A 13,951-nucleotide genomic window follows, 5' to 3' on the forward strand; every position below is an offset into this window, starting at 1 on the left:
TGTCGGTGTTATTTCAGAGCGAGCAAGGCGTCGAGCACATCCTCTTTGATCTTCTTCTTGTTTACATAGCTGCGGATGACGGCTACATTGCGCCCCTCAAACTGCTGTGCCAGTTCCTTGACTGTGACAATGAGGTCAGCAGGGCGCCCCTGCGCGGAATTAAAATCGCAGGACTCGACATCCGCGTCAATGGCCTCCTCTGCACAGATTTCCTGTATCTTCATTGCCAGCATGAGGCTGCTGCCGATGCCGTTGCCGCATACCGTCAATATCTTCAATTTCATACGATTGACTCCTTTGTTTACATAACAGGATCCTTTATGCTTCTTTAAAAGCTCCGCTATGGATGTAGGAAAGGATCTCTTTCTTTGTCATGCCGGCACGCACGCGTTCCAAGAACGTTTCGTCTTCGAGGAGCTGCATGAGCTCTGCCAGCGCGGAGATGTGGGAATTGTGATCGGTCGCACAGAGGAAGATCAGCAAATCCACGGGGTCGTATTCCTCGTTGCCGAAGGGAACAGGAGATGCGAGCCGCACGAATCCCATGCCCAGCTTCTTCACACCGTACTCCGGACGCGCATGCGGCATTGCAATTCCCGGGGCAATGACGATATAACTCCCGATCTCTTTGACCGTATTTACCATGGCATCTGCGTATTCCGCCGTCGTGTTGCCGACGGCTTCAAACATTACTCCGCCATAGCGAACTGCTTCCTCCCAGTCTTTTGCTGCCACATTGACAGCCACCGTCTGTTCGGTAAACAAATTTTCAATCATGCCATATCACCTACAGCCTGTCGGCCTTACAAAATCGTAAATCCGAGTCCGGACGCATCCTTATAGAAGCCCTGTACCGTTTCGAGTGAGTATGCCTCCAGATCCTTGCCATAGTTCTTGCTCTTTGCCAAGATGTCATTCGGTACAGTGATGATGTGGCAACCGCATTTTTCGGCTTCGATGATATTGTAGAATTCGCGGCAGCTTGCCCACAGGAGTTCTGCCTTCGGCTTTGCTGCGCAGATTGCAGCAGCCTCTTTCATCAGCGCGGCGGCATTGGCGCCGGCGTCGGCAATGCGGCCTGCAAACACCGAGACAATGGCAGGTGTATCTGCTGACAGCGCATCGACCACTGTTTGTGTCTGCTCCAGCGTGAAGATCGCCGTGACATTGAGCTTGCAGCCTTTTGCGGACAGCTTTTGAATGAGCGGTGCGGAGGATTCGCCCTTCGTGTTCGTCACCGGAATTTTGACATACACATTGTCACCCAATGCGGCAATTGTGTTCGCTTCCTTCTCCATTGTGACGAAATCATCGGAAAAGACTTCGAAGGACACAGGATCATCCGGGATGTGCTGCAGAACCTCGCGGGCATATGCTTTGTAATCCTTGACGCCAGCCTTCTTCATCAGGGACGGATTGGTGGTGAAGCCGCGGACGACCCCCTTGTGATAGACGCTGAGCATGTCCTCCAGATTTGCACCGTCGGCGAAAATCTTGATGTTTAAATCCTGTAATTTCATAGGATGCTCCTTTCTAGAGTTGCCTTGAAATTATTATATAATTTACAAAGGTTATGTGTAAATACGGAAAACTTGCGGTTCTTTTTCTGCAAAAGTGGTTTTATGGACAGGTTTTCAATCCGGCTTTGGGAAACCGACCGAATACTTGGTGGATGCGGAGGAAGGGAAGCTCTTCTTGCCATTGCTGAGCGCAAGAGCCGATTCCCATGTTTGCGCAAAGTGAAGGACAAAAAGAGCGTTTCCATCATGAAGGCGCTGCGCTGCATTCAAGAAGAGTTCGGTGCCTCTTTCGAAGAACTTTTTGAGACGATTACGACGGATAATGGGACGGAGTTTTCCCGTCTTCCCAAACTCGAAGAGGGACGTCGTCTACGCATCTATTACGCGCATCCATATTGTCCGAGTGACAAAGAGATGATCGAGAACATGAACCACATCATACGAGGTTCTATCCCAAAGGAAAAGCGTTGAGAGGATTGCTCTGCTGATGAGATCATGGCGATACAACAATGACTCAGAGACCTGCCACGAAAGAAACTCGGTTACCACACTGCACAGGAATGTTTCCTGAATGAGTGCCGCAAGGCTTCGCTCTGCTAGTCTTTCTGACCGTGCAACTTATTCTTGCAATCCACCTCATCATGCAAGCCTCCGGTCATATTTTCCTGTTTGCAATCCACGGCTTTTTTCGGTATACTCTAAAGTGATTTTTATAGGCAGTTCTTTATTGAAAAGGAGATGTACCATGGATCAGGAGCAGAACACACAGCAGCCGCAGCAAGAACAAAACACGCCGCAGAGGCCGCAGACGATCATTGTAAAGTCGACGAAAAATGTTGGGCTTGCCGCGGGTCTCGGATTCTTCTTTGGTCCGCTTGGCATGTGCTACTCGACACTTAAGGGTGCACTCATCATGTTTCTCGTCAACATTGTCATCGGAATCTTCACACTCGGATTTGGTGTGTTCCTTACATGGCCGATCTGCGCGATCTGGGCATACGTGGCGGCAAAGAAATATAATGAGCAGCTATACGCCGAACTCGGTTAATGCTGATTTCATTGAACCTCTGCGAGATTATGCTATAATGAACACAGTTTTAGGCGTATTGCTCTAAAGAACGGAGGATTTTCATGAAGCAGATTTCGTTCACTTCGCTCGCGCGCACCTCTGTGCTCGCACTCGCACTTGCCCTGCCAATGGGAGCGGCATCCGCTGCCGAGACCACGGCACCCACGCCCGCGACGATCACGATCGGGGGAACGGGCACCGCCTACGTTGCCCCCGATACGGCGGAGATCACTGTCGGCGTTGTCACGGAGGAGGCGGATGCTGCACGCACGCACGCAGAGAACGCCGCACAGACGGCACGTGTCCACAATGCCGTCCGCGCACTCGGTGTCGCCGACCGCGACATTCAGACCGTGCACTATGATTTTTCACAGCGTTACGATATGCGCGACGGCAGCCGCAGCGAAGTCATCGGCTATACCGCACAGAACTCCGTCGTCATCACCGTGCGGGACCTCAACAATGTCGGCAAGATCATCGACGCAGCACTTGCAAATGGGGCGAACCGCATCGACTCGCTGAACTTCACGGCGAGCGATACGAGCGCCGCCAAAAATGAGGCTCTCACAGATGCGGTACACGGCGCAAAAGAGAAGGCACAGGCGGTCGCCAGTGCACTTGGCGCCCGCCTCGTCCGCATCGCAAATGTCTACGCCGACACACAGGCAGACATGCCGCGCAACGAAAACTATATGCCGATGATGATGGCGAAGGGCGCATCGGCCGCAGCGACGCCGATCGCACCAGGCGAACTCTCGGTCGCTGCTACGGTCAACGTGACCTATGTCGTCGAGTAAGCGCCCGCGCGTATCTGCTGTCGAGGCAATTCGCGGCATCTCTATGATGGGCGTGATCGGCATCCACATCGGCGCGGAGTATCTCGCCAACCCATCGCCAAACATTCATCTGGTAGCGCTTTTCGACATCGGCACGCGCTTTAGCGTGCCGATTTTTTTCTTTATCTCGGCGTTCGGTCTGTTCTATGGAAAATCCCCATCCGCTCCGTTTTCCTATCGGGATTTCCTCAGGCGCCGTACCCATGCTGTCGTCATCCCCTACCTCATCTGGTCGCTCTTTTATCTTCTTCATGACGCATGGCACTACGGTGTCGGCTTTCCGCCTCTTCTGTCCATTCCGGGGATTCTCTTTTTCGGCAATGCAAAGTATCAGCTTTACTTCATGGTCATTCTGATCTGGTTCTACCTCTTGATGCCGCTCTGGCGCACCCTCCTGCGCCGCATGACGCTGCCGCTGCTCATGGGCATCCTCGCTCTCCAGATTGCCTTTGACTACTGGTCAAGCTTCGATACGGCGTTCAACCTCTACGTCTACGGACTGCCCGAGGGATCGCTTCTGCGTGCATTGCTCTTTTATCGGCTGAACTATTGGGTCGTGCATTACGTCTTTATCTTCCTTCTCGGCGGCTATATCGCCCTCCACTGGGAGACATTCCGTACGTGGATGCTGCACCGAGCGGGTCAGCTCTATGCGTTCGGTATTCTGAGCCTCATCGCCCTCCTCGCATGGTACTACAAACTGCTCCTCGTGGACGGCTATACCCCGCTTGAGGGAATCTATACCGCACATCAGCTTTCACCGCTCGGCATCTTCTACACCATCGGCGCATCGCTCGCACTCTTTGCGTTCTTCACACGGCTGGGGACAGAGACTATGCTGGGGCGTGCGTTTCAGATCCTCGGAAAGCACTCCTACTTCATCTATCTCGCCCACCCGATGGCGATCACCTATCTGCTCGCCGTCCTTCATCGGACAGGACACGTACTGACCGCCCCGCTCGCCCTCGCCATGTATGCGGCAGCGCTTCTGCTGTCGCTGTGCGGCGCAGTCATCATGCGGCGCATCGGGGAGCATATCCCGCTGGTGAATGAACTGACCATCGGGATGAAGCAGAAAAATTAAGGAATCCCCCGTTGAAACCGACTTCAACGGGGGATTTGCTGTATTTTTCCTGCTCTCAGTCATCCATCGGCAACAGTTCAAGTGTCGTATCGATGGAAAACACAATATGGCCGTCACTCTTTAGCGCCTCGGACATGGCATTAAAAACGATCTGAAAATCTCTAAACGCGGATTCTTTTCCCGCCTCTAGGAGATGCCCTAGTTTTTCCCGCGCGACGGATGCCATATCCATCCATGCTACTATGGCAGCCCTACGTGTGCCGTTATCGCGAAGAAACACATCCTGCTCGATCGCCGCACGAATACAAATGGCCCAGCCGATGATCCCTCGAACGAAGGTAGCGGGGTTCCACGTGTCATTCCCTTCATGAATGCGGAATTGGCTGAGCGACTCCGTTAGGTACATCATATTGCCTCGTGCAAGAAGGTGCAGCCATGTAGGAAAGTCCGGCACGAGGTATTTCCCCTCTTCGCCTGTGAAGCCCAGGCGATATCCATCCAGCATCAACGACTTCTTTGCTAGAACCGTCGTCGGTTCACCGATGAAGTTTGCGGTCTGGAGGAGAATTTTCATACCAACAGATGCTCCGTCAAATTTTGTAGGCTCCGAGCATATCGGCTTTGCATAGTCAGGGGTCGGCATCCTGTTGCCATCAGCATCAATACATTCACGATACGATGTGACGAGGCTGAGATCCGGATGGGCAAAGAAACAGTCCATCATAACCGCAATTTTATCAGGCATGAAGAGATCATCATCCATCAGCCAGTTCACATATAGTGCGTGCGGATGATTATACTGCATTGCCCGCGTCCAGTTCTCAGCCGCGCCGTACGTTGGATGATGCTCGTAATGGATGCGCGGATCATCCGAAAAGTCACGCTGCATCATCTCTGCCGTCACCGTGTCATGTGAATCATCCGTGATGAAAATATCCAAGTTTCGGTAGGTCTGCGTGAGCACGCTTTCCAGGGCCGTCCGAAAATAGTTTGGCCGCTGATACGTGAGCATAATGATGGATACCAGCGGATAAATATCCTTTGAATAGGTATCGAGAAACACGCTGCGGCTCGCTTCATCGCAGCAGACCTCTCTCGGCTCTGCGATCAGCCACACCTCTTTCTGTCGTGGTACAACCGTCCGATAGCCCCGCCGACGGAACTCGATGCACTGTGCCTCTGCCCAAAAACTATCCTCGTGGAAAAGATCGCTGCGCCATGGAATGTCATATTGTGTGGCAATCAGATAGTCACTGACCGCCATGACATTCTCCATCTCTCCTTCGATGGGTTCACCATGAAAGGATGTATCATCGGTATAGAGGACGTTCCCCACGATGTGGGGAGACATGACAAGTTCCCCCGTTGTCGAAAGCTGCGGCGTACCGATCAGGCCAATGATGCCAATCGCAGGATCTTTCGCAAAGAGACAGAGCATCTCCTGAAAAAAGGTCAGCCGAATCAGAATACTTCCGGGCGCCAGATATACCTTATACTTCGCATCCGTTTTCTCCATCGCCTGCTGGCAGGCCGCTGCCGTGCTTCCCTCCGCACACACCTCGATCAGCTCCACCTCGCAGCCATGTGGTACATCAAGCGCATCGAGATATGGACGGATGGCAGCAGGTTCATCGGGATCACACAACGCGATTACAGCGATTTTTTTGTCGTTCATTATGTTGGACACACCTCATGATGACGGAAAGGGCTGCTGTACGAATTTCTCCTTCGTATAGCAGCCCCCATTGTGCAGTTAGGGAAGCACTGATAAATTCAGCACCGCCAATCTGACGGACTTCATTTTATCAGCGATTCCTTAGCTTACAGCCCGGCTTCTTTCTTCAACGCCGCCGCCTTGTCCGTCTGTTCCCACGGCAGATCGACGTCCGTGCGCCCGAAGTGTCCGTACGCCGCCGTCTGACGATAGATAGGACGGCGCAGGTCGAGCATCTTGATGATGCCCGCAGGGCGCAAGTCAAAGGTTTTCTTGACGAGCTCGACGATTTTCTCCTCATCAACCTTGCCCGTACCGAATGTCTCGACCATGATGGAGACGGGATGTGCCACGCCGATGGCGTAGGCGAGCTGGATCTCCACGCGGTCAGCGAGCCCTGCCGCGACGATGTTCTTCGCCACGTAGCGCGCCGCATACGCCGCACTGCGATCTACCTTCGTGGGATCCTTGCCCGAGAAAGCACCGCCGCCATGGCGCGCCCATCCGCCGTAGGTATCGACGATGATCTTGCGCCCCGTGAGCCCCGAGTCGCCGTGCGGTCCGCCGATGACGAACTTGCCCGTCGGATTGACGAAGTACTTCGTCTCTGCGCGCAGGAGTTCTGCCGGGATGATCTCCTTGATGACCTTCTCGATCATGTCCTTGCGGATCGTTGCGAGATCAACGGCCTCGTCGTGCTGGGTCGAGATGACGACCGTATCGACATAGACGGGCTTGCCGTCCTCATAGGCGACGGTGACCTGCGTCTTTCCGTCGGGACGCAGATACGGGAGCATCCCGTTCTTGCGCACCTCGGTCAGGCGGCGTGCCAGCTTGTGAGCGAGCACGGTCGTGAGCGGCATATACTCGGGCGTCTCGTTCGTCGCGTAGCCGAACATCATGCCCTGATCGCCGGCGCCGATCGCCTCTGCCGCGTCCATATCGCCCTCACGCGACTCAATCGCGCGGTCAACGCCCTGTGCAATATCCGGCGACTGCTCATCGAGCGAAACGAGGATGCCGCAGGTGTCAGCGTCAAAGCCATAGCTGGCGTTCGTGTAGCCGATCTCGCGCACGGTCTGACGGATGATCTTCGGGATATCGACATAGCACGAGGTCGAGATCTCACCAACGACGTGTGCCTGTCCCGTCGTGACGAGCGTCTCACAGGCAACACGTCCCATCGGATCCTGTGCAAGGATCGCGTCGAGGATGCTGTCCGAGATCTGGTCGGCGAGTTTGTCCGGATGTCCTTCGGTGACGGACTCGGACGTAAAGAGCATTTTCTTCATGTAGAACCTCCCCTAATTCGTAACTCCCTCTCCATATCCCATAAGAAAAGCCTCCCGCTGAGATGTGGGAGGCTGTGATTTCTGCCGCTCTCATCTCATAGGCGCTCCGCCTATAGGAATTGGCACCGTTGGCACACATTGCCATGGTTGCCGCAGCTTCATCGGGCCATTCCCTCCACTGCTCTGGATGAGGTATATTCATTTCTATGTAATGTATTATAGTGAACGCCATTCACTTTGTCAAGGACGAATTTCACGGCGTGCAGATTGCTTCCTCCAGTCGATCGAGGATCACGCCCGCGAGCGCGGACTTTGCCATCATGGGGCACTCCTCCATGCGTCCATCTGCGTAGAAGATCTGGGCATGATTCGTCGGCGTGCCAAAGCCTGCATTCTGCTCCGCGACGTTGTTCGCCACGATGAAGTCAAGGTTCTTCTTCTGGAGTTTGGCACGTGCATACGCCTCGATGTTCTGCGTCTCTGCCGCAAAGCCGACGAGCACCTGATGCGTCTTTTTCTGTCCCAGCTCATAGAGGATATCGGGGTTGCGCGTCAGTGTGAGCGTCAGTGTGCCCTCCGATTTCTTGATCTTCTGCTCTGCCATCTCTGCAGGACGATAGTCAGCAACCGCCGCCGCCTTGATGACCGCATCCACTCTGTCATAGTCGGCGAGCACTGCCGCATACATCTCGCGCGCCGTACGCACGTCCACGCGCCGTACACCTGCGGGCGTTTCGAGCGGCGTGGGACCGGAGACAAGGATGACCTCTGCGCCGCGCTGTGCTGCCTCTGCCGCAATGGCGTAGCCCATACGTCCCGTCGAGCGGTTGCCGAGGTAGCGCACGGGATCGAGCGGCTCCTCCGTCCCCGCTGCGGTCACGAGGATGCGCCGCCCTGCGAGGCTCTGCCCACGCGCAAAGTACTCCTTGACGACGCGTACGATCTCCTCCGGCTCGGGCAGGCGCCCTGCGCCCGTCGTGCCGCAGGCAAGCATCCCTATGGCGGGAGGGATGATCTGGACACCGCGCGCAGCGAGCCGCCGCACATTCTCCTGCGTCACAGGATTCTCCCACATGACGGTATTCATCGCAGGAGCAAAGAGAAGAGGAGCACGCGTCGCGAGCAGCGTCGTCGTCAACATGTCGTCGGCAATGCCCGCCGCCGCCTTCGAGAGAAAATTTGCCGTGGCGGGCGCGACGAGCACCATCTCGGCAAAGGACGCCAGAGAGATATGCGCCACGTGATGCTGCGGCGCCCCCCACATGGTCTCTGCCACGGGTGCATTGGCGACCTCACGGAAGGTGAGCGGCGTGACGAAGGAGGCTGCCGCCCGCGTCATAACGACGCGCAGCTCCGCCCCTTCCTTGCGCAGAAGGCTCGCGACCTCGACCGCCTTAAAGGCGGCGATCCCGCCCGTCACGCCGAGAACGATGCGCCGTTCTGCGAGCGCGCCCATGTCAGACACTCTCCATGCAGAGGTTGTAGCTGATCTTGCCCTCGGCAATCTCCTCAAATGCGTTCGTGACATTTTTCGTCGAGCGTGCACGCTCAGACTTGATGGGATCTCCCTCAAGAATCTGGCGCGCGCGCTTTGCTGCGAGCACCACCATGCCGTAGCGGCTGTCCACCTTCGTCATCAGCTCATCCGTCGAGGGATTGACCATGCCGATTTCTACATTCGTCTTCATTGTGTTTTCTGCCTTTCACATATCAAACTGGGTTGGGTTCATATCTGCACGCAGGCGCTCCGCCGCAAGGATGGTCTGTATCCGTGCCGCCGCATTCTCCACTGTATCATTGAGTACGGCGTAACGGTAGCGCCTGCCGAGTCGGATTTCGTCGCGTGCCGCCGCAAGGCGCCGCGCAAGGCTCTCCTCGGATTCTGTGCCGCGCCCCGTAATGCGGCGGCGCAGCTCCTCAAGGGAGGGCGGCAGGAGGAAGATGAACGTGCCGTCGGGGCAGCGCTCCATCACATTCAGCGCGCCCTGCGTGTCGATCTCAAGCAGGATGTCCTCGCCTGCACTGCGGCGTGCCTCAATCGGAGCGAGCGGCGTGCCGTAGTAGTTTCCGTACACATCCGCGTACTCGAGAAACGCCCCCTCCGCAATCATCGCCTCGAACTCCGCACGCGTGCGGAAATAATACTCGCGTCCGTCCTGCTCCCCCTCGCGCGGGGCGCGCGACGTGGCAGAGACCGAAAAGGCGACGCCGCGCGCCCGCGCAAGAAGCTCCTTGCAGACCGTCCCCTTGCCTGTGCCCGATGCCCCCGAGATCACAATCAGCAGCCCTTTTTTCATGTCTCCTCCTCCTTTCGCGTTCCCATGCGTCCTGCAATCGTCTCCGGCAAAAGCGCCGAGAGGACGATGTGCCCGCTGTCCATGACGACGACAGCACGCGTCCGCCGCTTGTATGTCGCATCGATCAGCCGTCCCGCGTCGCGCGCATCCTGCACCATGCGCTTGGCGGACATGGAGGTCGGCGCGACGATGGCGACCATGCGTCCCGTCAGGACGATGTCGCCGAATCCAACATTGACCGTCTCCATCTGTCACTCCAAATTCTGCACCTGCTCGCGCAGCTTCTCCACCTCGTTCTTCATCGCGACGACCACCTGCTGAATGGCTGCGCTGTTCACTTTAGCGCCGATCGTGTTCGTCTCGCGGTTGATCTCCTGCAGCAGGAAATCGAGCCGCCGTCCGACAGGCTCCTCCTCTGCGAGAATCGTGCGGAACTGGGCAAAGTGACTCGCCAGCCGAACGAGCTCCTCCGTCACATTCACGCGGTCGGCATAGAGTGCCGCCTCCTGCATGATGCGCGTCTCATCGGGCGTAACGGTGCGAAACTCCGCCAGCACCTCCGTGAGATGGGCACGGTAGTCCGCCACGATCTGCGGCGCATGCCGCTTCACCTCTTCGCGCTGCTCCTCGAGGCGCGCGAGACGCTTCTCAAAGTCGCGCACGATATGCGCACCCTCAGCGAGGCGCATGACATCGAGCGCGTCGAGGGCGCGTGCGGCAGCATCCAGAAAGACCGTGCGCGCTCCCGAAAGATCTGCATCCTCGCTGATCGTGATGACGCCCTCGTACGCCGCCGTCATGCGCATGCCGTCCGACAGCGGTGCATCCACGGCATGCGCCACACGGCCGAGCGCCGCGTAATAGGCGCGGGCGAGCCCCTCGTTGACATGAACGGCATAGCGTTTCTCACTGCGATCCTCAAAGCTGACGTAGACATCGAGCTTGCCGCGCGCCACGCGCGTACGGATGAGCTCCCGCAGATCGCCTTCCCATGCGCCAAAGGCACGCGGCATGTGCGGTGCGATCTCAAGAAAACGCTGATTGACCGCCTTCATCTCGACCACGACACGATAGTCCGCCGTCTCCGCCGTCCCCGCACCGTAGCCCGTCATACTCCTGCGCTGCGTACTCATCGTACCCCCGGCCACTCGCCCGTGAACACCTGCTCGGCAGGCCCCGTCATCACAATATGTCCGTCCTCGCGCCATGCCACATGGATCACGCCGCCATCCACCTCAATCGCCGCCTCACGGTCGAGTACATCATTCAGCACGCCCGCCGTCAGCGTCGCACACGTCCCTGTCCCGCAGGCGAGCGTAATGCCTGCGCCGCGTTCCCAGACGCGCATGCGTGCATGGCGGCGGTCGCGCACCTCGACAAACTCCGTATTGATCCTATTCGGAAACGCCGCATGATGCTCAAACTGCGCACCGAGCTTTTCCAGAGGAAAGCCGTCTGCATCATCCACAAAGACCACGCAGTGCGGGTTGCCCATCGAGACACAGGTCATCGCGTATTCCTTGCCCGCGACCGTGATGGGCTGCGCCACAACGCGCTCCGTACCGAAGCCCGCCACGGGGATACGCGCCCCCTCAAGCACGGGAATACCCATATCCACAGCGACCGCCGACACGGTGCCGTCCTGCACAATGACGCGCGGCACCATCGTCCCCGCCAACGTCTCGACGGTGAACTCGTCCTTCGTCACGTACCCCTCTTCGTAGAGCCAGCGCGAAAAACAGCGGATGCCGTTTCCGCACATCTCCGGCTCCGTCCCGTCGGGGTTGAACTCGCGCATCCGCACATCCGCCGTCTCCGAGGGGCACGCCGCCATCAGGCCGTCCGCACCGACGCCGAAATGACGGTCGCACATCTCGCGCGCGAGGACAGCGAAGTCCACTGGTTCATGATCAAGAAAATCCACAATCACAAAATCATTGCCGCAGCCCTGCCATTTGCTGAATTTCATAAAGTCCCTTTCCTTATCGTATGATATCCCCCATTATAGTATGAATGACCTCTGTGCGCAAGGCACGCAGCCTGCCCTTTCTGCGATAATTGCGGGGACAGCATGCCACCTAGGAAAGCCCCGATAAAATGAAATTCGCCGACTTGCACATCATTTTTTTGACGTGTATAGGAATCACTGATAAAATGAGGTCTGCCAGATTGGCGTAGATTTTTCGTCCGAACGAGGTGGAAAACCGGACGCAGAGTGGTGCTCTGTGGAGGATTTTCCGCCGAAGTGCGGGCAAAAAAGATGCGTCAAGATGGTTGTACCGAATTTATCAGTGCTTCCTATAATTTTCCTCATCAGACCAAGCGAAAGAAAGGTGATACGATGAGCCTCGACGGATTCTCCATGTCCGCCCTCGTGCGTGAGCTCGCAAGCGCTCTCACGGGCGGACGCATCGACAAGATCAATCAGCCGAACAAGCAGTCCATCGTCCTCGGCATCCGCCAGCCGGGACAGAACCTGCTGCTCTATATCAATACAAATGCGGGCAACCCCTCGGCGCACCTCATCGATACGGCTCCCGAGAACCCGGCTGAGCCGCCGACCTTCGTCATGCTCCTGCGCAAGCAGCTTGAGACAGGGCGCATCGCCGCCGTGCGGCAGGAGGGGCGTGACCGCATCATCCACCTCGACATCGACGTCATCGCGGGCGGCGGCCGCATCGTCACGCGCACGCTCACACTCGAGCTCATCGGCAAGTACAGCAACATCATCCTCCACGAGGACGGCATCATCACCGAGGCACTGCGGCGCATCGGCGAGAACACGAGCCGCGTGCGCACCGTCTACAAGGGGCTCCCCTATGTTCTCCCGCCCGCACAGGAAAAATGCGACCTCCTCACGGCAGACACAGCGGAGATTCTCACGCGCGTCCGTGCAGCGGGGGAGGCAAAACTCTTTCAGGCACTCATCGGCGCCGTCCTCGGCTTCGGCCCCGTCTCGGCAAAGGAAGCGGCCTTTCTCGCCGGACTCACGCCGAATATCCCTGTCGCTCAGCTGGACGATGCGGACTTCGCCGCGCTCGCAGATGCACTGGTCGAACTGCGCACATGGATGGAAAAGCCCGCCCCCTCTCTGCGCCTTGACGAAAACGGCAAAGTCACGGCGATGGCGGCGTTCCCGCTCAGCGCTCTGCCGAAAACGACACTCCTCTCCTATCCCACGGTCAGTGCTCTCATGATCGACGCGGATCGGCGCCTTGGCAGCTACGTCATCCCCGACCGCGAGCGCTTTCGCCGCCTCGTGCGCACGGAGCTCTCCCGTGCGCGAGAGAAATATGAAAAGCTCGGCGCGGAGATCGCCGCCGCCGAAAACGCCGAGGAGCAGAAGATCGCCGCCGACAACCTCATGACCTATCAGTACAACTATGCGGATCATGCCGACGATGCGGTCACGGTCACGAACATCTACAGCGAGACAGGAGAAGCGCTCACCATCCCGCTCGACCGCCGTCTGAACATCATCCAAAACATGCAGGCCTACTATAAGAAGTACGACAAGCTGAAGCGCGCGCAGAAGCTCCTCGCCGTCCAGCAGGATGCGTGCCGTGCGAACATCCGCCATCTCGAAAGCATCGAGGCATCGCTCGACTCCTCCACGCGGCTCGCTGAGATCGCGGAGATTCAGGAAGAGCTGATCGCCTCGGGCTATCTGCACGAGAAGATGCCCAAGAAGAACAAGGATCGCCGCGCGCAGCCCTTCTCCTTCACCGCCCCCGACGGCATGACGATCCTCGTCGGCAAGAACAACATGCAGAACGACGCGCTCACCTTTCGGACGGCCGCACCGACAGATCTCTGGCTGCACGTACGTGATATCCCCGGCTCACACGTCATCCTGCGCACGGGCGGTGCGGCGCCGAGCGAGGAGACGCTCCACCTCGCCGCACAGATTGCGGCGCATTTCAGCAAGGCACGCGGCTCCTCGACCGTCCCCGTCGACTACACCGCCATCCGCTTCGTCAAAAAGCCCTCGGGATCCGTCCCCGGCTTCGTCCGCTTTACCCATGAGAAAACGCTCTTCGTCACCGAGGACGAGGAGGCTCTCGCACCTATCCTCGCACAGAATCCAGCAATATAACAAAAAAGGGGTCTGGTACGAAGTTTCTCGCTTCGCACCAGAC

16 protein-coding genes and 1 riboswitch are annotated in these 13,951 nt (G+C 57.3%); of the genes, 5 read left to right on the forward strand and 11 right to left on the reverse strand.

What is annotated here, in order from left to right:
• Positions 1-8 precede the first annotated feature (8 nt).
• From C1713_RS11015 to C1713_RS11025, 3 genes are read right to left on the reverse strand one after another with little or no spacing between them, the layout of a single operon-like run.
• Positions 9-284, reverse strand: coding sequence for a PTS sugar transporter subunit IIB (locus C1713_RS11015; protein WP_212669104.1), 276 nt, complete (start codon positions 282-284; stop codon positions 9-11).
• A gap of 34 nt (positions 285-318) precedes the next feature.
• A complete protein-coding gene (locus C1713_RS11020; RefSeq protein WP_102493935.1) occupies positions 319-777 on the reverse strand; it encodes a PTS sugar transporter subunit IIA in 459 nt (152 codons plus the stop codon).
• Positions 778-803: 26 nt separating this feature from the next.
• Complete coding sequence (locus tag C1713_RS11025; RefSeq protein WP_102493936.1) at positions 804-1,520, reverse strand: transaldolase; 717 nt, start codon at positions 1,518-1,520, stop codon at positions 804-806.
• Between the two features lie 102 nt (positions 1,521-1,622).
• Here C1713_RS11025 and C1713_RS11030 point away from each other — a divergent pair, with 102 nt between their 5' ends.
• From C1713_RS11030 to C1713_RS11045, 4 genes are all read left to right on the forward strand, one after another.
• On the forward strand, positions 1,623-1,991 hold the full coding sequence (locus C1713_RS11030; protein ID WP_245871129.1) for an IS30 family transposase: 369 nt from the start codon (positions 1,623-1,625) through the stop codon (positions 1,989-1,991).
• A 274-nt stretch (positions 1,992-2,265) separates the two neighbouring features.
• Positions 2,266-2,568, forward strand: coding sequence for a hypothetical protein (locus tag C1713_RS11035; RefSeq protein WP_006690132.1), 303 nt, complete (start codon positions 2,266-2,268; stop codon positions 2,566-2,568).
• 83 nt (positions 2,569-2,651) lie between these two features.
• The gene (locus C1713_RS11040; RefSeq protein ID WP_102493938.1) at positions 2,652-3,386 is read left to right on the forward strand and encodes an SIMPL domain-containing protein; all 735 of its coding nucleotides are present in this window, start codon (positions 2,652-2,654) and stop codon (positions 3,384-3,386) included.
• On the forward strand, positions 3,373-4,509 hold the full coding sequence (locus C1713_RS11045; protein WP_102493939.1) for an acyltransferase: 1,137 nt from the start codon (positions 3,373-3,375) through the stop codon (positions 4,507-4,509). The genes C1713_RS11040 and C1713_RS11045 overlap by 14 nt, the downstream gene beginning before the upstream one ends.
• A gap of 55 nt (positions 4,510-4,564) precedes the next feature.
• Here the strand turns inward: C1713_RS11045 and C1713_RS11050 are convergent, their stop codons facing one another.
• The 8 genes from C1713_RS11050 to dapF all read right to left on the reverse strand — a co-directional run bounded on the left by C1713_RS11050 (position 4,565) and on the right by dapF (position 11,781).
• Positions 4,565-6,184 (reverse strand): glycosyltransferase, encoded by a 1,620-nt coding sequence (locus tag C1713_RS11050; RefSeq protein WP_102493940.1) that lies wholly within the window; start codon positions 6,182-6,184, stop codon positions 4,565-4,567.
• A 146-nt stretch (positions 6,185-6,330) separates the two neighbouring features.
• Complete coding sequence (gene metK, locus C1713_RS11055; protein WP_102493941.1) at positions 6,331-7,515, reverse strand: methionine adenosyltransferase; 1,185 nt, start codon at positions 7,513-7,515, stop codon at positions 6,331-6,333.
• Between the two features lie 87 nt (positions 7,516-7,602).
• Positions 7,603-7,709, reverse strand: a riboswitch (SAM riboswitch).
• A 59-nt stretch (positions 7,710-7,768) separates the two neighbouring features.
• On the reverse strand, positions 7,769-8,971 hold the full coding sequence (coaBC, locus tag C1713_RS11060; RefSeq protein ID WP_102493942.1) for a bifunctional phosphopantothenoylcysteine decarboxylase/phosphopantothenate--cysteine ligase CoaBC: 1,203 nt from the start codon (positions 8,969-8,971) through the stop codon (positions 7,769-7,771).
• A gap of 1 nt (position 8,972) precedes the next feature.
• Positions 8,973-9,203, reverse strand: coding sequence for a DNA-directed RNA polymerase subunit omega (gene rpoZ, locus C1713_RS11065; protein ID WP_006690137.1), 231 nt, complete (start codon positions 9,201-9,203; stop codon positions 8,973-8,975).
• Between the two features lie 15 nt (positions 9,204-9,218).
• Positions 9,219-9,812, reverse strand: a complete 594-nt coding sequence (gene gmk / locus C1713_RS11070) for a guanylate kinase (RefSeq protein WP_102493943.1) — start codon at positions 9,810-9,812, stop codon at positions 9,219-9,221.
• Positions 9,809-10,060 (reverse strand): DUF370 domain-containing protein, encoded by a 252-nt coding sequence (locus C1713_RS11075; RefSeq protein ID WP_009752995.1) that lies wholly within the window; start codon positions 10,058-10,060, stop codon positions 9,809-9,811. Before C1713_RS11075 ends, gmk begins: the two co-directional genes overlap by 4 nt.
• Before the next feature lie 3 nt (positions 10,061-10,063).
• Positions 10,064-10,945 carry a YicC/YloC family endoribonuclease gene (locus C1713_RS11080; protein ID WP_102493944.1) on the reverse strand — a complete coding sequence of 294 codons (882 nt, stop codon included), beginning with the start codon at positions 10,943-10,945 and terminating at the stop codon, positions 10,064-10,066.
• On the reverse strand, positions 10,942-11,781 hold the full coding sequence (gene dapF, locus C1713_RS11085) for a diaminopimelate epimerase (RefSeq protein WP_102493945.1): 840 nt from the start codon (positions 11,779-11,781) through the stop codon (positions 10,942-10,944). Before dapF ends, C1713_RS11080 begins: the two co-directional genes overlap by 4 nt.
• Before the next feature lie 372 nt (positions 11,782-12,153).
• Between dapF and C1713_RS11095 the strand changes: the two genes are divergently transcribed.
• On the forward strand, positions 12,154-13,908 hold the full coding sequence (locus C1713_RS11095) for an Rqc2 family fibronectin-binding protein (RefSeq protein WP_102493946.1): 1,755 nt from the start codon (positions 12,154-12,156) through the stop codon (positions 13,906-13,908).
• The last annotated feature ends 43 nt before the right edge of the window (positions 13,909-13,951 follow it).

Source organism: Centipeda felix (assembly GCF_900186465.1).
GTDB classification, from domain to species: Bacteria; Bacillota; Negativicutes; order Selenomonadales; family Selenomonadaceae; genus Centipeda; species Centipeda felix.